The sequence below is a fragment of the Streptomyces sp. ISL-87 genome, from assembly GCF_018614095.1.
Classification (GTDB): domain Bacteria; phylum Actinomycetota; class Actinomycetes; order Streptomycetales; family Streptomycetaceae; genus Streptomyces.
Genome location: NZ_JAGGOY010000008.1, coordinates 73,925 through 93,368, shown reverse-complemented (window position 1 = coordinate 93,368; position 19,444 = coordinate 73,925). Strand labels below are relative to the sequence as shown.

Sequence of the window (19,444 nt, the reverse complement as noted above, 5' to 3'; positions counted from 1 at the left end):
GGAGCTGGCACCCATGTACAACCCCACCGTCGCCCGGCTCACCTACCGGGCCCTGCTCGGCCGCCGCCGCGCGCTGATCCTCTTCGCGCTGCCCGCCCTGCTGATCGTCATCTCCATTGCCGTCCGCGCCTTCACCGGCGTGGACGACAAGGTCGCCGCCGACCTGCTCGGCGGGTTCGCCCTGGCCACCATGGTCCCGCTGGTCGGCGTCATCGCCGGAACCGGCGCCATCGGCCCCGAGATCGACGACGGCTCGATCGTCTACCTGCTCTCCAAGCCGGTGAAGCGCCCGACGATCATCATGACCAAACTGACCGTCGCGATCGCCGTCACCATGGCCTTCTCCGCGATCCCCACCCTGATCGCCGGCTTCATCCTCAACGGCAACGGCCAGCAGATCGCCGTGGCCTACACCGTCGCCGCCCTCGTCGCCTCGATCGCCTACAGCGCGCTGTTCCTGCTGATCGGCACCGTCAGCCGGCATGCGGTCGTCTTCGGTCTCGTCTACGCCCTGATCTGGGAGTCGCTCTTCGGCAGCCTGGTCTCCGGCGCCAAGACCCTCAGCGTCCAGCAGTGGGCCCTGTCCCTCGCGGAGAAGGTCGCCGGCGAAGGCTACGTCGACGCCAGCGTCGGCCTGCCCACCGCCGCCGTCCTGCTCATCGCGGTCACTGTCGGCGCCACCGTCTACGCCGGCCAGAAGCTGCGCCGTCTCACCCTCGCGGGCGAGGAGTAGGCGCTGCCGCAGCGCCTCCGAGGACTGTGCCCCGCCCGGCCCACCGGCCAGGCGGGGCACAGCTTCGCGGGTCATCATCGGTGCATGATCGAGCACCCGGGGCCCGAGCCGGCCAGGCCACTGCGGTCCTGGATACGGTCCGCGCCCGGCACGCACGTCTGGCTGCTGATCATCGCCATCACCAGCGTCATCGTCGTGATCGCGCCCGACCGCGTCGAGCACGTCCTGCTCCACCGCAACAGCAGCAACATCCACGAGCTCACCAGACACCCCATCAGGGCCCTGCTCTCCAGCGCCTTCTGGATCGAGAACCCGGCCTCGCTCGCCCTGTACGCCGTGCTCTTCGAGCTCTTCCACGCACCCGTCGAGCGGTGGCTCGGCACCCTGCGCTGGCTGGTGATCGTCGCGACCGCGCACATCACGGCCACCCTGGTCACTCAGAAGGTCGTCCTGACGGCCATCCAGGACCACCGCGCGCCGCGCAGCATGGTCCATGTCGTCGACATCGGCGTCAGCTACGGTCTCGCCGCAGCCGTCGGAGTCCTCGCCTACCGGCTCCCCGGCCCCTGGAGATGGATCTATCTCGCCGGAGCCGTCGCCTTCTTCGGGCTCCCGCTCGCCACCGGCGGCACCTTCACCGACCTCGGCCACGCCATCTCGCTCGCCGTCGGCCTGCTCGCCTGGCCGCTCACGCGGCACCCGCAGCCGAACCCTGTTTCACGTGAAACATGAGCCGTGTTTCACGTGAAACATCGTCAGGAGCGCCGGGGAAATTCGCTGGTACAGGGCGTTCGGCCGGGGCAGAGTGAGTCGTGCGGGGAGCAATAAAAGGTCCGGGACAGCTACTTCGAGCGCGCCTCGCGGCGCGGGCTGTCCCGGACCTTCCTCGTGTTCCCGTGCGTGAGCGGAGCGGTCAGGCGGCGCTCAGCAGACGCTCCAGCACCACCGCGATGCCGTCCTCCTGGTTGGAGGCCGTCACCTCGTCGGCCACGGCCTTCAGCTCCGGATGGGCGTTGGCCATCGCCACTCCGTGCGCCGCCCAGCCGAACATCGGTATGTCGTTGGGCATGTCGCCGAAGGCGATGGTCTCCGCCGCCTTCACACCCAGCCTGCGCGCGGCCAGCGACAGACCGGTGGCCTTGGTCAGCCCCAGCGGAAGGATCTCCACGATGCCGGGGCCGGCCATCACGATGTCCACCAGGCTGCCCACGGTCTGCCGGGCCACCTGGACCAGCGCGTCGTCGTCCAGCGTCGGGTGCTGGATGTACAGCTTGTTGAGCGGAGCACTCCACACCGCGGCGGTGTCCTCCAGGTAGAGCGCCGGAAGGCCGCCCTGCACCTGGTAGCCGGGCCCGAACAACACCTCGCCGTCCACTCCGTCCCGGCTGGCCGCCAGTGCCAGCGGCCCGACCTCGGCCTCCAGCTTGGACAGCGCCAGCGCGGCCAGCTGCCGGTCCAGCGTCACCGAGGTCAGCAGCCGGTGGGCACCCGCGTCGTAGACCTGGGCACCCTGCCCGCAGACCGCGATCCCCTTGTAGTCAAGATCGTCCAGCACGCGCCGAGTCCAGGGCACGGCCCGGCCGGTGACGATGATGTGCGCCGCGCCCGCCGCGGTGGCCGCGACGAGCGCTTCACGGGTGCGTTCCGAGACGGTGTCGTCGCCACGCAGCAGCGTGCCGTCGAGATCGGTCGCGACGAGCTTGTACGGGAACGGAACCGGGCTCACTTGGTGATCGGCTCCAGGACCTCGCGACCACCGAGGAAGGGCCGGAGCGCCAAGGGCACGCGCACCGAACCGTCGGCCTGCTGGTGGTTCTCGAGGATCGCGACGATCGTGCGCGGGACGGCGCACAGGGTGCCGTTCAGCGTCGACAGCGGCTGGGTCTTCTTGCCGTCGCGGTAGCGGATCGACAGGCGGCGGGCCTGGAACCCGTCGCAGTTCGAGGCCGAGGTCAGCTCGCGGTACTTGCCCTGGGTCGGGATCCACGCCTCGCAGTCGAACTTGCGCGAGGCGGAGGCACCCAGGTCACCGGTGGCGACGTCGATCACCTGGAAGGGAAGCTCCAGGCTGGTCAGCCACTGCTTCTCCCACTCCAGGAGCCGCTGGTGCTCGGCCTCGGCCTCCTCCGGCGCGACGTACGAGAACATCTCGACCTTGTCGAACTGGTGGACGCGGAAGATGCCGCGGGTGTCCTTGCCGTACGTACCGGCCTCGCGGCGGAAGCATGGCGAGAAGCCGGCGTACCGCAGCGGCAGCTTGTCGGCGTCGATGATCTCGTCCATGTGGTACGCGGCGAGCGGGACCTCGGAGGTGCCGACCAGGTAGTAGTCGTCCTTCTCCAGGTGGTACACGTTCTCCGCGGCCTGGCCGAGGAAGCCCGTGCCTTCCATGGCCCGCGGGCGGACCAGCGCCGGGGTCAGCATCGGGATGAAACCGGCCTCGGTGGCCTGCGCGATCGCCGCGTTGACCAGCGCCAGCTCCAGCAGCGCGCCCACACCGGTCAGGTAGTAGAACCGGGAGCCGGACACTTTGGCGCCGCGCTCGACGTCGATGGCGCCCAGCGACTCGCCGAGCTCCAGGTGGTCCTTGGGCTCGAAGCCCTCGGCGGCGAAGTCGCGGATCGTGCCGTGCGTCTCGAGGACGGTGAAGTCCTCTTCGCCGCCGACCGGGACGTCCGTGTGGACGATGTTGCCGAGCTGGAGGAGGAGCTGCTTGGCAGCCTCGTCCGCCTCGTTCTGCTCGGCCTCGGCGGCCTTGACGTCCGCCTTGAGCTGCTCGGCCTTCTTCAGCAGTTCGGCCCGCTCCTCCGGGGAGGCCTTCGGGATGAGCTTGCCGAGCGACTTCTGCTCATTGCGCAGTTCGTCAAAGCGCATGCCGGAGGACCTGCGGCGCTCATCGGCGGAGAGCAATGCGTCGACGAGCCCGACGTCCTCTCCACGGGCGCGCTGCGAGGCACGGACACGGTCAGGGTCTTCACGGAGCAGCCGGAGGTCAATCACCCCTCCAGGCTACCGGGCCGGGCTTCAGGGGATCACACCGATATTACGCTGTGTGTCGCTATGCCCCAATTGAGGCGAATAGAAAACTCTTGTCCACTGGCCGGAAGCGACCCTTCTGGGCAGGTCAATAAAAGCGGCTGATTCCCCGAAATGGGGCACAACAGGGCAGGCGGCCCCTGAGCAGGACCGGAGGCTCATCCTTGTCCACAGGAATTCCCCGCCGAACCAGCTTATCCACAGGCTGTGTGCGGCATCTGTGGACACGTGAATAGATCATTCGCACCCGGCGCAGGGTCGGGGTGAATCGGGGTTCAAACCGCCCTCACACACTCATTCGGGTGGGAATGCCTCGCCCCAAAGAGTTGCCCGGTGATACGGGGGTGACGCCGTTCACCCCCCGCTCCCCAGCGCGAAACCTAGGCTCGCCGACCGATTTGTCGACCTTGTCGTGCCGCTCTGTCGACTTGTCCCCAGGTCCCCATCTCGGCCTGTGGATAACTCTGTGGACAGTGGAGAAGCCCTACGCCCGGCCGTCGAGGCAGCGCGACAGCCAGTCGGACGCTGCCGTGAAATCGCCGTCCGAGGTGCCGGGCCGGGAGGCGCGTACGTCACCCACAGCCACACCCGCCCTCGGGTAGGAGCCGAGGAAGCGGACCTGCGGACAGGTCCGCTTGAGACCCATCAGGGCCTCGCTCACCCGGCGGTCGGAGATGTGGCCCTCGGCGTCGACGGCGAAGCAGTAGTTGCCGATGCCCTCGCCGGTCGGCCGGGACTGGATCAGCATCAGGTTGACCCCGCGCACGGCGAATTCCTGGAGCAGCTCCAGCAGTGCGCCGGGGTGGTCGTCGCCGAGCCACAGCACGACGGAGGTCTTGTCGGCGCCGGTGGGGGCGGCCGGCCGGGCGGGACGCCCGACGAGCACGAACCGGGTCTCGGCGTTCTCCGCATCGTGGATCTCGGTGACCAGCGGCTCCAGCCCGTACGTGGCGGCGGCGAACTCGCCCGCGAAGGCGGCGTCGAACCGGCCCTCCTGGACCAGCCGGGCGCCGTCGGCGTTGGAGGCGGCCGACTCCCACACCGCGTCGGGCAGATTCGCCCGCAGCCAGTTGCGTACCTGCGGCTGGGCGACCGGGTGCCCGGTGACGGTCTTGACGTCCGACAGCTTGGTTCCGGGCCGCACCAGCAACGCGAAGGCGATGGGGAGCAGCACCTCGCGGTAGATCATGAGCGGTTCGCCGGAGGCCAGCTCGTCGAGGGTGGCGGTGACCCCGCCCTCCACCGAGTTCTCGATCGGCACCAGCGCGGCCGCGGCCTCCCCGTTGCGTACGGCGTCCAGGGCGGCCGGGACCGACACCATCGGGACGAGCTCCCGGGTGGCGGCTTCCGGCAGGGTGCGGAGGGCGGCTTCGGTGAAAGTGCCCTCGGGACCGAGATAGGTGAAACGGGTGGCCGACATGTGATCAGCCTAATGCCGGGTCACCCGCCTCCGACCGGTTTGTTCACCCTTCGAGCAGCCGCTGCCCCACGTACTCCCCGGCGCGCGGCGCGGCCGGGACGGCGTACAGGCCGCTGGACTCGTGCCGGACGAACGCGGACAGCGCATCGCCGCGGTCGAGCTTGCGCTGGACGGGGACGAAGCCGCGCAGCGGATCGGCCTGCCAGCAGATGAAGAGGAGTCCGGCGTCGGGGATCCCGTCGGCGGATATCCCGTCGTGGAAGGAGAAGGGGCGCCGGAGCATGGCGGCCCCGCCGTTCTGCCCGGGGGACGAGATCCGGGCGTGGGCATTGGACGGGATCACGGGCTTGCCGTCATCCCCCATCTTGGCGAAGTCCATCTTGGTGGACTCGGTGCCGCCGGTCAGGGGCGCCCCGGTGGCCTTCGTGCGGCCGATGACCTGCTCCTGCTGGGCGGTGGACTGCTTGTCCCAGTCGTCGAGCAGCATGCGGATGCGGCGGACGACGGCGTACGAGCCCCCGGCCATCCAGGCGTGTTCCGCGGGCCCGGGTCCGGCGGCGGGGACGAAGACCCGCTTGTCGAAGTCGGGCTGCGAGGGCTTCGGGTTGTTGGTGCCGTCGACCTGGCCCATCAGGTTGCGGGTGGTCATCGGGGCACCGGTGGCACCGGGTGAGCGGTTGAAGCCGTTCATCTGCCAGCGGACCCGGGCGGCTTCCCCGGCGTCCTTCTGGAGGGCGCGCAGGGCGTGGAAGGCGACGAGTCCGTCGTTGGCGCCGATCTGGACCCACAGGTCGCCGTTGCTGCGCTGGAGGTCGAGCCGGTCGGCGGAGAAGTCAGGCAGCGGATCGAGGGCGGCCGGGCGGCGGGCGGTGAGTCCGGCCCGCTCGAAGAAGGAGTGGCCGAAGCCGAAGGTGACGGTGAGGGAGGACGGCCCGGCGTCGAGGGCGATACCGGTGTCCGCGGTCGGCGCGGTCTCGCCCGCCATGAGCCGGCGGGCGGTGTCGGACCAGCGGCGCAGCAGGGCGGCGGCCTCTGTGCGGCCGGCGCCGGGGGCGAGGTCGAAGGCGATGAGGTGGCCCTTGGCCTGCATCGGGGTGGTGATGCCGGCCTGGTGGTCCCCCTCGAAGGCGACCTGGGTGGCGCCGAGGGAGACGAGGGTTCCGGTGGTTCCTGAGGCGGCGCCGGCGGTGGAGCCGGCCGGGGAGTCGGCGAACGCGGAGTGCGCGAGCGCGCCGCCGGTGGCGCCGAGGGCGAGCCCGGCGGCGCCCGCTGCGCCGACGGTGCCCAGCAGCCGGCGCCGGGAGATCTCGATGTCGGAGTTGCTCTCAGTCACGCTCATCAGCCGATCTTGACAGTTTTCTGGACGGTCGTCTGGTCGATGTCGGACGTGCGGACCGTCACGTCGATGCGCCATTCGCCGGCGAGCGGCAGCTGGACGCCGGAGGCGCTCCAATGGCCGGTCGCGGCCCGGTCGGGGACGACCGGCAGGGGGCCGATGTCCTTCGCGGGGAGAGTGAAAGCGATCTTGACTTCGGGGAGTTCGAGGGGCTGGCCGTCGGGGGTGTCCGCCCAGAGGTGGAGGTCGTTGGCGCCGACCCGGCCCGGGTCGAGTTCGAGGCGGACGGATCCCTTGCCGTTCTGGCCGCCGGTGTCGAAGGGAAGCGTGATCTTGACGGCGCGGTCGGGCACGGCGGTGGCGGAGGACCCGCTCCCGGCCTCCAGTTCCGCGGCGCGGCCGGGCTCGGTGCTCGTCAGGATGGTGGTGATGGCGAGCAGGACGACGGCGACCCCGGCCTCGGCGAGCACGGACCGGCGCAGGCCCGCCCGGTCCGGGTCGGCGTCGCGGACCTGCTTCTCGCGCGCGTTCTCGCGGGCGGCGCGCTGACGCGCGAGCTGGGCTGCCCGCTTGGGGTCCTCGGGGACGGTGACGGGCGATGTTTCACGTGAAACATCGCGCTGCCCGACGACCTTGGCCGTCTGCACGGTGGGGGCTTCGACGAGGCGGCCGGTCCATTTCCGGGAGAGATAGGCGATGCCGACGAGGACGGCGACGAGGCCGACCTTGATGAGCAGGATCTGTCCGTAGGGCGTGCCGGTGAGGGCGGACCAGGTGCCGATCTGGCGCCAAGCCTGGTACACGCCGGTGACCGCGAGCACCAGGACGCTGATGAAGGCGACCCTGGAGAAGCGCCGGATGGCATCGCGCTCGATCCCGGGGACCTTGTGGAGGGCGACGAGCAGCGCCGCGAGGCCGCCCAGCCAGGTGGCGACGGCCAGCAGGTGCAGGATGTCGGCGGGCATGGCGATGCCGGGCTGGATACCGGTGGAGGCGTGCTCGGAGAGGGCCCAGGTGGCGGCGATGCCACCGGCGACGACGGTTCCGCCGATACCGAGGCCGAAGACGAGGTCGCTCGTGTCCTTCGCGTTCTCCGTCCCAGCGTTCTCCGTCCCAGCGTCCCCCTTTCCAGCGCCCGCAGCTCGCGCGTCCCCAGCTCCCGCGTCTCCCGTTCCCGCCGCCCCGGAGCCGTTCTGCCGCCGCGCGTAGGCCCCGAAGAGGACGGCGATGAACAACGCGGCCGCGCCGAGCAGCAGCAGCCGGGATACCAGGGAGGCGCCGGTCTTCGTCTCCAGGACGGCCCTCAGTCCGTCGAGGTCGAATACGTCGGCGAAGTTCCCGGAGCCGGTGTACGGGTTGCGCAGCACCAGCATCGCGAGGGTGGCGGCGGTGAGGGTGACCCAGCCGCGCACGACGAGCTTCTGCAGGGACCGCTCGGCCGCGCCGCGGCGCCAGCAGAGCAGGACGAAGGCGGCGCCGCCGATGAGGACGGTGAAGCCCGCGTAGGCGGCGTAGCGGGCGATGTCGTACGCGACACCGACGGGCCCGCCGCCCGCCTGCCGGGTGAGCAGGGTGACGCTGGTGGCCGAGGGGGCGCCGATGGAAAAGGTGAAGGCGCCGGAGACCGGGTGGCTGTCGGCGGACACGGCCTGCCAGGCGACGGTGTAGGTGCCGTTGGGCAGTCCGCTGTGCAGGGCGGTGCCGTAGCGAATCGTCGATCCGCTGCACATGTCGCGCAGTTCGCCGGTGTCCACGCGTTTGCCCTGCGGGTCCATGACGCGGATGGAGTCTCCGCCCATGGCGACCTGCTCCGAGAAGGAGAGGGTGACCTGGGCGGGGGCCGTGGCGACCACCGCCCCGTCCTTGGGGTCGCTCGCGGTCAGTGCGGCGTGTGCCGTGGCCGGGGCGGCCGCGGTGAACAGCGTCGCCAGCAGGGCCGCGAGGACCAGCGCGAGCCGTGGCAGAAGTGCCGCGGTCCGGAAGCGGGCCGTGGATGGGGCGGGGGCGGTGGCCGTCATGGCGTGTCAGTCCCTCGGTCCGTCAGTGGGCGGTGCCATTGGTGGGTGTCGCGGCCGTCGTGTTGTACGTCCGCTCCTTGACGTCCAGCTCGACCTTGACGGGGTCGGCCTTCTCGAAGCGCAGCTCGACGGTGACCTTGTCGCCCACCTTCGGGGTGTTCTTGAGCCCCATGAACATGACGTGGTTGCCGCCGCGCTCCAGCCTGAGCTCGCCGTTGGCCGGCACGTCCATGGAGGAGACCTGCTGCATCTTCTGATTCTTGGTCTCGTGGATCTGCAGATCGTCCGAGAGCGGGCTGGTGACTGCCGTGAGCTTGTCCGCGGTCTTGGAGTTGTTCTTGATGACCATGAACGCGCCGGCCATCTTGTCGTTGACGGGCTCGGGCATGAAGGCGCCGCTGACCGTCATCGAGGGCTTGGCGGCGTCGGCCTTCGAGCCGGAGTCCGAGCCGGCCTTCGAGCCGGAGTCCGAGCCGGAGTCCGAGCCGGAGGAACAGCCGGATATGGCGAGCGCTGCCGTCAGGGAGAGGGCGGCGGCGAGGGTGCGGGTGGTGGTGCGGCGGTTCACGGGTTCTCTCCCTTGACGATCTTCGGCAGGTCCTTGGTGTAGTCATCGACGGTGGTGCTCTCGCCGTAGAGGAGGTAGCCCTCCTCGGTCTTGGGCGAGAACGCGATGACCTGAGCGCCGTGCATGGAGACGACGCTGCCGTCGGCCTCCTTCCTCGCGGGCTCGATACCGATGCCGAGGCTGCGCGCGCCGGCCTGGATGGTGGCGAAGTCCCCGGTCAGTCCGATGAAGGACGGGTCCTGGGCCTTGAGCCACGAGCCGAGGGACTCGGGAGTGTCCCGTTCGGGGTCGGTGGTGACGAAGACGACCTGGAGCTTGTCCTGGTCGGCCTTGGGCAGTGCCTTCTTGGCGACGGCGATGTTGCTCATCGTCAGGGGGCACACGTCGGGGCAGTTGGTGTAGCCGAAGTAGATGAGCGTCGGCTTGCCCTTGGTCTGCTCGCGCAGGTTCCACGGCTTGCCGGTGGTGTCCGTCAGGACGAGACCCGGCTTGCTGAAGGGGCGGTCGAGCACGGTCGCGGCCCCGGCCTTCGACTGGCCGGTGATCTGGGTGACCGAGTCGGACTTGGGCGTTTCGCCGCCGCAGGCGGTGAGAGTGAGGACGGCCGCCGCCGCGAGGGCGGCGACCGTCACACGTGTGGTGCGCATGGAGAGATGTCCCTGGGATCGGGGATGCTGAGGATGTTCTACAAGTGGGGTGCGTCAGGAGGCGCGGCGACGCGAGGCGACGCCGAAGGCGACACCGCCGAGCCCGATCACGATGCCCGCGATGCCGAGGGCGCGCGCGGTCGTGTCGGAGCCGCCCTTGGCGGCCTTGTCCTGGCTGCCGTCCTTGTGACCCTTGTCGGCGTTCTTGGCCTCGTCGGTCTTCTTGTCGCCGCCGTCGTGCTTGTCGCTGCCCTTGGCGGCGGTCAGCTTCAGGACGGGCGCCGGGTTCTGCGGTTCCGCGGCGCCTTCCTTGGCCTCCTCGATCCAGCGGACGACCTCGTTGTTGTCGTACGTCTGGATCGCCTTGAAGACCATCTGGTCCGCGTTCTCGGGCAGCTTGCCGACGGAGACCGGGAACTGCTGGAACTTGCCCGGCTCGATCTTGCCGCCGCTCCAGGTCACCTTGGTGACGGCCTCGTTGATCTGCTTGCCGTGCACGGTGAGCGGCTTGTCGAGCTTGGTCTTCTCGACGTTCACGGTCCAGCCGGGGATGTCCTGCGGCATGACGGACGTGAGCGGCTGGTCGACCGGGAAGTTGACCTCCAGCTGGGTGGTCGACGCGCCGTCACGCTCGTTCGGGACCTTGAAGTTGATCACCGCGTAGCCGCCCTTGGCCGCCTCGCCGGGCTGCACGCCGACATGGGCGAAGGCAGGACCGGAGAGGACGAGGACGGTACCGGCGGCGAGGGCGGCGGCGAAGGAGACGCGAGAGGTCTTCATGGCAGGAACACTCCAGGGAAGCAGGGGTGACGGTGGCTCCGCACACAGGCGCGCGCGGATTCCGCGGCACCGGTGCTCCCGCTGGATGTCCCGGGGAGTGGGGTGCCGCGTCAGGCTGCGAGGGTGAGCGCCGCCGTGGGCGGCCCGCGCCGGATCACCGTGTGCTGGAGTGCCACGCGGCCGGTCGACGCGGCCGGGGCGGGGGCGGTCCGGGGTGCCCGCGGAGTACGGGCCGGCGCGCCCGCGAGCCCGGACGCCAGCGCCCGTACGAAGGCCAGCGCGGCGCGCAGCGGACGTACGGGGTGGGCTTCGGCGGACAGCCGGGACAGCTCGACCAGCCGGAACAGGGCGGCGTCGCCCCGTCCGAGCAGCCAGCCGGCGGCGAGCGCGGCCAGTAGGTGACCGAGCAGCATGGCCGGGCTGAACAGGCCGATCGCGGGTTCCCCGGCGGCGGCCTGCGCCATGTGGGCGTGGGCCATGTGGCCCTGGGCGGCGGCCTGTCCGGCCATGGCGGCCGGGTCCAGCCCGGCGGTCTCCAGGATCTGCCGGGCGTCTGCGGGGCTGAGCGGTACGGAGTTGCCCCCGCACACCAGCCGGGCGGCGAGCGCCGCGAGCGAGGTGTCGGAGGAGACGGCCCCCGCGGAACCCGCCGAACCCGCAGCCCCCGCCGTGGCCGAGGCGGCCGCGGCGCTGTGCTGGCCGAGGCCGAACAGCGTGTGCAGCCCGAGTTGGCCGGCCGCGAGCCCCGCGGCGATGCCGGGCAGCGAGCGCCGCCGTCCCGCTAGCGGGGCGGTGATCGCGAGGACCCCGAGGAAGCCGAGGCCAAGTACCCACCAGGGCACGGTGGCGCAGGACGCCAGGGCGTGCCCGGCCGCGGACAGCACGACGCAGACCGCGGTGAACACCGCGGCCCGGATCATCCGGAGGCCTGCTCCGGCATGCGTCGTACGGGGGGCAGTCATGGCCGGGCCATCATCGCACTGCGCTCGCAGCCGCCATACGGCAGGTCCGGAAGGTCCCATCCGTCCCCGAGCCGGTTCCGAGCCGGGCCTGAGCGATCCGGCCGTTCCGTCCGCATACACCGGCCCGCGGGAGTGTCACATCGGCCGAATGAGGGCTCTGACGGCCGTCGGGCGCTTACGGCCGACCACGGGCGGCAATAGGTAACGGTATGAGCATCTGGTGGTCTCTCCACTTGAGGCGCGAAGCCGCGAGCGTGCCGCTCGCCAGGCGGCTGCTACTGGGGACGATGGAGACCGCGGGGGTGGACCCGGACATCTCCTTCGAACTGTCGGTGGCGCTGAGCGAGGCATGTGCGAACGCGGTGGAGCACGGCGGGCCGGCGGCCGACGCCGACTCCGGCGGGGAACCCGTATCGGAGGCATGCGCGGCGTACCGCGTCACGGCATACCTGGACGGGGACTGCTGCCGGATCGAGGTGACCGACTCGGGCCCGGGATTCCCGCCCTCGGCGGTGTCCGGGCGCAGACCCGAGCCGGCCGGCCCCTCGGAGAGGGAGCATGGCCGGGGGCTGTGGCTGATCACCGAGCTGGCCGACCACGTCCGCATCCGCAACCGGCCGGGCCGGGGTGCGGTGGTCAGCTTCGACAAGATCCTCAAGTGGCGCGAGGGCGCGCTGCTGAAGGTGTCGTAGATACGCCGATGGGCGGGACCCCCTACGGGATCCCGCCCACCATCCGTGTGTCAGGTGTGCCAGGCGTGGCAGGTCAGCCCTTGAGGCCAGGTCAGCCCTTCAGGCCAGGTCAGCCCTTGAGCCGCGCCATCCACGCCTCGACCTCGACCGAGGTGCGGGGCAGCCCGGCCGACAGGTTCCGGTTGCCGTCCTCGGTGACCAGGATGTCGTCCTCGATCCGGACGCCGATGCCCCGGTACTCCTCGGGCACGGTCAGGTCGTCGGCCTGGAAGTACAGCCCGGGCTCGACGGTCAGGCACATGCCCGGCTCCAGCGTGCCGTCCACGTACGCCTCGACACGCGCGGCGGCGCAGTCGTGGACGTCCATGCCGAGCATGTGGCCGGTGCCGTGCAGGGTCCAGCGGCGCTGAAGGCCCAGCTCCAGGACGCGCTCGACGGGGCCCTCCAACAGGCCCCACTCGACGAGCTTCTCGGCCAGCACGTGCTGCGAGGCGTCGTGGAAGTCGCGGAACTTCGCACCCGGCTTCACGGCGGCGATGCCGGCTTCCTGGGACTCGTAGACCGCGTCGTAGATCTTGCGCTGGATGTCGGTGTACGTGCCGTTGATCGGCAGCGTGCGCGTGACGTCGGCGGTGTAGAGGGAGTGGGTCTCCACGCCGGCGTCGAGCAGCAGCAGGTCCCCGGAGCGGACGTCGCCGTCGTTGCGGACCCAGTGCAGGGTGCAGGCGTGCGGGCCGGCGGCGCAGATGGAGCCGTAGCCGACGTCGTTGCCCTCGACGCGGGCGCGCAGGAAGAAGGTGCCCTCGATGTAACGCTCGGACGTGGCCTCGGCCTTGTCGAGGACCTTCACGACGTCCTCGAAGCCGCGGACGGTGGAGTCCACGGCCTTCTGCAGCTCGCCGATCTCGAACTCGTCCTTCACCGCGCGGGCCTCGGAGAGGTAGACGCGCAGGTCCTCGTCGCGCTCGGCGGTGACCTTGTCGGCCAGCGCCTTCTCGATGAGGGAGTCGTGGCCGCGGACGGCGCGAACCGGGCCGGTGGCCTCGGTGAGCGCCTCGGCGAGCTCGCGCACGTCCTTGGCGGGCAGGCCCAGGACCTGCTCGGCCTCGGCGAGGGAGTGGCGGCGGCCGACCCACAGCTCGCCCTGGCCGGACAGCCAGAACTCGCCGTTCTCGCGGTTGGAGCGGGGCAGCAGGTAAATGGTGGCGGTGTGGCCGCTCTCGCCCGCGGGCTCCAGGACCAGGACGCCGTTCTCGGTCTGGTCGCCGGTGAGGTACGCGTACTCGGTCGACGCGCGGAAGGGGTACTCGGTGTCGTTCGAGCGGGTCTTGAGGCGGCCCGCGGGGACGACCAGGCGCTCACCGGGGAAGCGCGCGGACAGCGCGGCGCGGCGGGCGGCGGTGTGCGCGGCCTGGGCGATCGGCTCCAGCCCGTGCAGCTCGGTGTCGGCCCAGCCGGTGCGCATGTTCTCGGCGAGTTCATCGCTGACGCCCGGGTACAGCCCGTTCTTGCGCTGCTTGTGCTTCTTCTTGGGCTGCTCTTCTTCCGGGGTCTCCGGGGTGAGCTCGTCAGCCACGTCTGCTCCTCAGATACGACACGGACCGGGTACGGACCTCATCCATCGTATGTGCGAGGGGAAGACAGTCGAAGGGGCGTGTGACCTATCGCTGTGTGACATATCAGTCAAATCGGGCAGCGAGCAGGACGATGTCCTCCGCGTCCGCGCCCGCGCCCGCGTCCGCGCCCGCCGCCCGTACGGCGGAGGAGGCGTTGTCGTCGGTGTCCCGCAGCACGGTCCGCAGAATGTGGTCGCAGAGGGCGGCCGGATCGTCGCGGGCGGTACGGGGGACCCCCGCGGCCGCCGCGTGCAGCCGGGCGTAGGCCCGGTCCATGGGGTCGCCGGTACGCCGCAGCAGCCCGTCCGTGTACAGCAGCACCGTTTCTCCGGGCGCGGGTTCGATCTCCACGCTCGGCGCTTCCCAGCAGGCCAGCATCCCCAGCGGCGCGGAGAGCGAGGTCTCCACGTATTCGGTGCGGTGCTCGCCGATGAGCAGCGGCGGGGTGTGCCCGGCCCCGGCCAGGATGATCTTGCGGGCGGCCGGTTCGCAGTAGGCGAAGAGTGCGGTGGCCGAGCGGGCGGGCTCGGTGAGCCGCAGCAGCAGCTCCAGGTCGGACAGGACCGCGACCGGGTCCTCGCCCTCCATGACGGCGTACGCGCGCAGGGAGGCCCGCAGCCGCCCCATCGCGGCGACGGCGCTCGGCCCGGAGCCGGTGACGGAGCCGACGGCCAGGCCCATCGCGCCTTCGGGCAGCGGCAGTGCGTCGTACCAGTCGCCGCCGCCGCGCGGGCCGGTGTGGTGCCGGGCGGCGAGCTGGACCCCGGCGATCCGGGGGAGCCGGCTGGGCAGCAGTTCCTCGGCGACGGTGGCCAGGCTGGACCGGGCGCGCTCCACCTCGACCATCCGGGCCAGGTGTTCGGCGGCGTGCCGGACGTAGAGCCCGGCGAGGTCGCGCTGGCGCTCGTTCGGCTCGGCCTGCTCGTCGTAGAGCCAGACGGCCGCGCCGAGCCGGCCGGTGGCCTCGGCGGTAAGCGGCAGCGCGTAGCTGGCGGCGTAGCCGAGGCGGGCGGCGACCTCGCGGTGGCGGGGGTCGACGGGAGCGCCATAGCCGCCGGTGCCGGGGGCCGCACCGGGTTCGGGGAGCACCTCGGAGCCGCCCTGGGCGTCCGGGAGGCCGTCGAGGATGCGGCCGTAGGAGGTGGCGCTGCGCGGCACGGTCTCGATGTGGCCGAGGTCGGCGCGGCCGAGGCCCAGGCCGATCGTGGTGGTGGGGCCGAGCCCGTCGGAGGGCTCCAGGACGACCAGGCCGCGGCGGGCGCCGACGAGGGCGGCTCCGGCACGCAGGAATTCCTGGAGCGAGGATTCGAGGTCGCAGGCGCGGGCGAGCCGCTCGGTCAGCTCGTGGAGGGTGGTGAGGTCGGAGACCATGCCTGCCAGCCGGTCCTGGATGAGGCTGCTGGCGGCGGGTGGCGGAGGCTGTGCGGGAGCGGTACGTGCGGGCGTGGGCGCCGCAGTGTGGGGTGACGCGGTAACCGCTGGATCGATTCCAGCCACTTTCGGCAGATGCGGGGCGCTCATGGCGTCCGCCTATCCACCTGGTGCGATTCGCCATATAGCATCGCAAACCCCCAGATCGTGCTGCGCCGCCATCAATGAATCCACATCTACACGCACACGAGGAGCGATGTCCAGCATTGCCCAGGTGGGAATCCTGGTGTCCATGGGACGGCAACTCACTGTCGAGCCAAGGCTAGAACTTGGCCGGAAAACGCCGGATGCGGGCGGTTTTTGCGATCGACTGGAACGGCTTCGAAGTGGGTCCGGGTACGTAATCGATGGTGCCCAGGGCCAGTTGGCGCTCTCCGGCACCCGCCGGAACCGCCCGGCCCGGACCGTCGTCCTTAGCGGCGGCACCCGGTCTCGGCACCGGTGCGGGTCGCTCTCCGCCCCCGCCGGACGTTTTATGGACCCGTAAGAAAACTGCACGAACCGTGTGAACCTGCTTCAGGCGGACAATGACGCGAAACGTGTACGTGTGGTGAAACACCGCTTACGTGGTGTGATGTGGCCCTCGGCGTTCAACGGAAAGGAACGAGCGCTCATGCGCGAGATCCTCGGAAGGCGTCTCCAGCGGCTCCGCAATCGCTTGCACTCCCTGCGCTCGGCCTCTGCCCCTGCTTCGGGCTCCCCTTCGGCGCAGGGCGGCATTCCGACTCGCACTTCGACACTCACTCCGACTCTCCTCGACACCGCACTCACCTGCGCCACCGTCTGGCACTGGCCGGTCCTGCCCGGCGTGGGCCGGGCGGGCGGCGCGGGTACGGGTACGGGTACGGCCAAACGCGCGGCCAAGGGCGCGGGTAAGGGCCCGGGTAAGGGCGCCGCCGCGGACGGCGTGCGGTGCGCCTGCCCCGACCCCGACTGCGTCGTACCCGGCGCGCACCCCTTCGACCCGGGGCTGCTCGCCGCCACCACCGACGCCCGGATGGTGGCCTGGTGGTGGGCCAGGCGGCCGTCCGCCCCCGTACTGCTGGCCACCGGCGGGGCCGCCCCGTGCGCGGTGAGCCTGCCGGCCAAGGCGGCCGCGCGTGCCGTCGTACGGCTGGACGCTCAGGGCATGCGGCTCGGTCCGATCGTGGCGACGCCGACCCGGTGGTCGCTGCTGGTGGCGCCGTATTCGCTGGAGCGGCTCGGCGAACTCCTTTACGCCAAGGCCCAGGTGCCCTCGTCGCTGCGCTTCCACGGCGAGGGCGGCTACCTGTTGCTGCCGCCCTCCGCGGCGTCCGGCGGCGGCCAAGTGCGCTGGGAGCGGGAACCGGGTGGGGCCGGAATTCCATGGCTGCCCGAGGTCGAGGCGGTCGTCGACGCGCTGGTGGAGGCGAGCAGCGGGGCGCCCGGCGGCGGCAGCCGGCTCGCGTACTGAGCGGCGTACGGACGTACTGACCTACGCGTCCTGAGCGGTGTACGGACGTACTGGAGCACTGGCGCATCACTCGTACGGGTGCCAGCTTGACGAGTTTCCAAGGGAATTGGGCGCGGGGATCTCCGTGCCCCATTCCCGCGTCGCTATCTTCGGCGAATGAATCTCCGCTTGATCGGTATCGGCGCCGGTGTGCTGATCATCTTGTCGCTTCCGCTCGCAGGAGCGATCGCCGGACCGGATTTCGCCGGTCAGGACGACGGAAAAGGCGGGTTGCTCTCCACTCTGGGTCTGTCCGGCCCCGCGGACGCGGACTCATCGCATACGCCGAACCAAGTGGGATCCTCCAAGCCCGCTGCCACGCCCGCCACCCAGCCCGCGCAGCCGGGCCCGCCCGAGCAGCCCCGTACCGATTCCCGGTGCGGCCCCGAACTCTCCTCGCCGCACGGTGTGGAGGCGCAGACCTGTGTCCTGGTGGCCGAGGGCCAGACCTGGGGGCGCAGCTACTACCGGAACACCAGTGGCCGGGCGCTGGACGCCGTACTGACGGTGATGGGACCGGCCGGGCGGACGGTGCAGATCCAGTGCACGGTCGGCGCGGGCGACGAGCCGGGGCTGTGCGAGACGCCGCGGGAGGCCTCGGCGGGGGCGCCGGACACCTACTCGGCCGTTGCGGAGTTTGCAGTTCCGGATGATGAAGGGGAGCTGCTGCTGCGGTCCGGGAGCAACTCACCGGCACCGGGCGATGGTTGAACATCGCGGAAATGGAAGGGCCCGGTCGCTGGCGACGGGGGATGCACCAGCGACCGGGCTACAAGAACCGTAACAAGAGATCGCCTGTTCGCAAATTCGATCTCTGATATTCAGACACCGATTTGCAGGCGATTAGCGGGAGTTGTGACCCCAGTCACCGCTCCCGCGCGTGTGCGGCGGTCAGCTGAGGGTGACCTGGCGGTTGGTGAGCCCGCCCCGTGCCCGGCGCTCCTCGGTGGTCAGCGGGGCGTCCGTCGCGAGGGCCGCGAGCAGGCGCTCGGCGAACTCCGCGGCGGGCTTCTCGACGTCATCGGCCGAGACCCCGGTGGGCAGATCCCAGACCGGGACCATCAGGCCGTGGGCGCGGAAGGAACCGACGAGCTTGGTGCCTTCGCCAAGGGAGGACGTGCCTGCGGCGTGCAGCCGTGCGAGGGCGTCGAGCAGCTTTTCCTCGGCGTGCGGCATGACCCAGCGCAGGTGGTTCTTGTCCGGGGTCTCGCACCAGTAGGCGGCGTCGACGCCGGCCAGCTTGACGGTGGGGATGGCGGCAGCGTTGGCGCGTTCCAGCGAGGCGGCGGTCTCCGGAGAGGCGTTCTGGGCACTCTCCGATTCCGGAATCCAGAATTCGAAGCCGCTGTGTACAACCGGCTCGAAAACGCCGTCCGTGTCCAGGAGATCCTGAAGTCGCGTCCCTTCGGCGGGAACCCGGCGGGCCGGAACCGGGGTCCCCGGGTCCGCCACGAGCGCGCGCTCCAGGGTGTCGGCCATGTCCCGGGCGAGGTCCCCGGTGGTCGAGTCGTTCTGCAGGCCGAGGAGGACGGAACCGTCCTCACGGCGCAGCGCCGGCCAGGCCATCGGCAGTACGGTCACCAGCGTGACGGACGGGACGCCCTCGGGCAGGCCGCCCTTGAGGGTGAGCGGCACGGTGGCCGCGGGGACGAGCTCGCGCAGCGCCACCCAGTCGCACTCGCCGGGCAGACCCTCGAACGGGCGCTGCACGTGCTCGGTGACGGCGTGCGCCGCGGCTGCGCCGTGGCAGGCCTTGTAGCGGCGCCCGGATCCGCAGGGGCAGGGCTCGCGGGCGCCTACCACCGGGATCTCACCGTTGTTGAGCTGCGGCTTTGCAGTCTTCGCTGCGGGGCGCTTCTTGGCCATCGTGAGTGTCTCCCGGTTGCGGCGGTACGGCGTTGTGTCTGGGCGCGAGCCTAGCCGTTCGTACCGCCGGAACCGGTGGGGTGCGGCCGGGAGCACGGTCGGCGTGCGCTCCCGGACGGCCGCCCGTGCGGATGACCGGTACTTCTGTCGTACTGCTGTCGTGCGGATGACCGGTACTTCTGTCGTGCTGCTGTCGTGCTGCTGTCGTACTGCGCCAGTACTGCTGTCAGGGATCCAGATCGTCGAAGGCCGTGCTGAAGTCGATCGCCGGTGGCGCAACGCGCGTAGCGAAATCCTCGTGCCGGGGCCCACACGCGACAATCACCCACACGGTGACCTCGCCTGCCGCTCCGTCCCGGACACCCCAGTCCTGGGCCAGTGCGCTGATGATGTTCAGCCCCCGGCCGCCGTGCGCGGTGACCGAGGGCGTGGCTGGAACCGGACGGGTGGGCCCGCCCCCGTCCGTGACCTCGACCGTCAGCCGCCCCGCTTTGTCGACGCGCCATGCGGCGCGTATCTCCCCGTCCCCGATCTCCCGCGCGCCCAGCGGCCGGCCGTGTCGGCAGGCATTGCTGAGCAGTTCGGAAAGGATCAGTACGGCGTCGTCCACGACCGATTCGGGCACCCCGCTGATACGCAATTGCTCACGCATGCGGTGTCTCGCCTCGCCCACGCCCGCTGGACCATGGGACACGCCCATGCACGACGACGTGGGCACTTCCTGTGCCACCACCAACGCCACCCCCGGAACCTCCTTAGCCCCACGCCATGGTCTGGATGCCCCAATGGCCTGGACCGGAAACCGCCGAAGTGGAGCCCTCTGACGCATTCATGACCAACGAATGCGGAGCGGATGCGCCGGGGC

At 70.7% G+C, this 19,444-nt stretch carries 18 protein-coding genes; 5 read left to right on the top strand and 13 right to left on the bottom strand.

The window, feature by feature from the left end; genetic code table 11:
• The first annotated feature begins 13 nt into the window (after positions 1–13).
• Together J7I97_RS02710 and J7I97_RS02705 are read left to right on the top strand one after the other, a co-directional pair.
• Positions 14–733 carry an ABC transporter permease gene (locus tag J7I97_RS02710; RefSeq protein WP_214930710.1) on the top strand — a complete coding sequence of 240 codons (720 nt, stop codon included), beginning with the start codon at positions 14–16 and terminating at the stop codon, positions 731–733.
• 84 nt (positions 734–817) lie between these two features.
• Positions 818–1,465, top strand: a complete 648-nt coding sequence (locus tag J7I97_RS02705) for a rhomboid-like protein (protein WP_214930709.1) — start codon at positions 818–820, stop codon at positions 1,463–1,465.
• Between the two features lie 181 nt (positions 1,466–1,646).
• On the opposite strand, the gene J7I97_RS02700 is transcribed toward J7I97_RS02705, so the two are convergent.
• The 9 genes from J7I97_RS02700 to J7I97_RS02660 form a co-directional block, all read right to left on the bottom strand.
• Complete coding sequence (locus J7I97_RS02700) at positions 1,647–2,459, bottom strand: HAD family hydrolase (RefSeq protein ID WP_214930708.1); 813 nt, start codon at positions 2,457–2,459, stop codon at positions 1,647–1,649.
• On the bottom strand, positions 2,456–3,733 hold the full coding sequence (serS, locus tag J7I97_RS02695) for a serine--tRNA ligase (RefSeq protein ID WP_214930707.1): 1,278 nt from the start codon (positions 3,731–3,733) through the stop codon (positions 2,456–2,458). The genes J7I97_RS02700 and serS overlap by 4 nt, the downstream gene beginning before the upstream one ends.
• A 520-nt stretch (positions 3,734–4,253) precedes the next feature.
• Positions 4,254–5,189: a prephenate dehydratase gene (gene pheA, locus J7I97_RS02690; RefSeq protein ID WP_214930706.1), complete on the bottom strand. Its 936-nt coding sequence runs from the start codon at positions 5,187–5,189 to the stop codon at positions 4,254–4,256.
• A gap of 43 nt (positions 5,190–5,232) precedes the next feature.
• A complete protein-coding gene (gene efeB, locus J7I97_RS02685; RefSeq protein WP_251058413.1) occupies positions 5,233–6,528 on the bottom strand; it encodes an iron uptake transporter deferrochelatase/peroxidase subunit in 1,296 nt (431 codons plus the stop codon).
• Positions 6,528–8,543, bottom strand: a complete 2,016-nt coding sequence (locus J7I97_RS02680; protein ID WP_214930704.1) for a copper resistance CopC/CopD family protein — start codon at positions 8,541–8,543, stop codon at positions 6,528–6,530. Before J7I97_RS02680 ends, efeB begins: the two co-directional genes overlap by 1 nt.
• Before the next feature lie 22 nt (positions 8,544–8,565).
• Positions 8,566–9,111, bottom strand: coding sequence for a copper chaperone PCu(A)C (locus J7I97_RS02675; protein WP_214930702.1), 546 nt, complete (start codon positions 9,109–9,111; stop codon positions 8,566–8,568).
• Positions 9,108–9,758 carry an SCO family protein gene (locus tag J7I97_RS02670; RefSeq protein WP_214930700.1) on the bottom strand — a complete coding sequence of 217 codons (651 nt, stop codon included), beginning with the start codon at positions 9,756–9,758 and terminating at the stop codon, positions 9,108–9,110. The genes J7I97_RS02675 and J7I97_RS02670 overlap by 4 nt, the downstream gene beginning before the upstream one ends.
• Before the next feature lie 54 nt (positions 9,759–9,812).
• Positions 9,813–10,538: a YcnI family protein gene (locus J7I97_RS02665; RefSeq protein WP_214930699.1), complete on the bottom strand. Its 726-nt coding sequence runs from the start codon at positions 10,536–10,538 to the stop codon at positions 9,813–9,815.
• 110 nt (positions 10,539–10,648) lie between these two features.
• The gene (locus J7I97_RS02660) at positions 10,649–11,500 is read right to left on the bottom strand and encodes a hypothetical protein (RefSeq protein ID WP_214930698.1); all 852 of its coding nucleotides are present in this window, start codon (positions 11,498–11,500) and stop codon (positions 10,649–10,651) included.
• A gap of 209 nt (positions 11,501–11,709) precedes the next feature.
• Here J7I97_RS02660 and J7I97_RS02655 point away from each other — a divergent pair, with 209 nt between their 5' ends.
• Entirely contained in the window at positions 11,710–12,192 is a 483-nt protein-coding gene (locus J7I97_RS02655; RefSeq protein WP_214930697.1) for an ATP-binding protein, read from the top strand.
• Positions 12,193–12,301: 109 nt separating this feature from the next.
• Here the strand turns inward: J7I97_RS02655 and J7I97_RS02650 are convergent, their stop codons facing one another.
• Both J7I97_RS02650 and J7I97_RS02645 read right to left on the bottom strand, forming a co-directional pair.
• The gene (locus J7I97_RS02650) at positions 12,302–13,768 is read right to left on the bottom strand and encodes an aminopeptidase P family protein (RefSeq protein ID WP_214930696.1); all 1,467 of its coding nucleotides are present in this window, start codon (positions 13,766–13,768) and stop codon (positions 12,302–12,304) included.
• 103 nt (positions 13,769–13,871) lie between these two features.
• On the bottom strand, positions 13,872–15,329 hold the full coding sequence (locus J7I97_RS02645) for a PP2C family protein-serine/threonine phosphatase (RefSeq protein ID WP_214930694.1): 1,458 nt from the start codon (positions 15,327–15,329) through the stop codon (positions 13,872–13,874).
• Between the two features lie 523 nt (positions 15,330–15,852).
• On the opposite strand from J7I97_RS02645, the gene J7I97_RS02640 reads away from it, so the two are divergent.
• Together J7I97_RS02640 and J7I97_RS02635 are read left to right on the top strand one after the other, a co-directional pair.
• Positions 15,853–16,674 carry a bifunctional DNA primase/polymerase gene (locus tag J7I97_RS02640; RefSeq protein ID WP_214930693.1) on the top strand — a complete coding sequence of 274 codons (822 nt, stop codon included), beginning with the start codon at positions 15,853–15,855 and terminating at the stop codon, positions 16,672–16,674.
• A 156-nt stretch (positions 16,675–16,830) separates the two neighbouring features.
• Positions 16,831–17,424 (top strand): hypothetical protein, encoded by a 594-nt coding sequence (locus J7I97_RS02635; protein WP_214930692.1) that lies wholly within the window; start codon positions 16,831–16,833, stop codon positions 17,422–17,424.
• Between the two features lie 180 nt (positions 17,425–17,604).
• Here the strand turns inward: J7I97_RS02635 and J7I97_RS02630 are convergent, their stop codons facing one another.
• Both J7I97_RS02630 and J7I97_RS02625 read right to left on the bottom strand, forming a co-directional pair.
• Positions 17,605–18,579, bottom strand: a complete 975-nt coding sequence (locus tag J7I97_RS02630) for a DUF5926 family protein (RefSeq protein WP_214930691.1) — start codon at positions 18,577–18,579, stop codon at positions 17,605–17,607.
• A 226-nt stretch (positions 18,580–18,805) separates the two neighbouring features.
• Entirely contained in the window at positions 18,806–19,408 is a 603-nt protein-coding gene (locus J7I97_RS02625; protein WP_214930690.1) for an ATP-binding protein, read from the bottom strand.
• Positions 19,409–19,444: the final 36 nt, after the last annotated feature.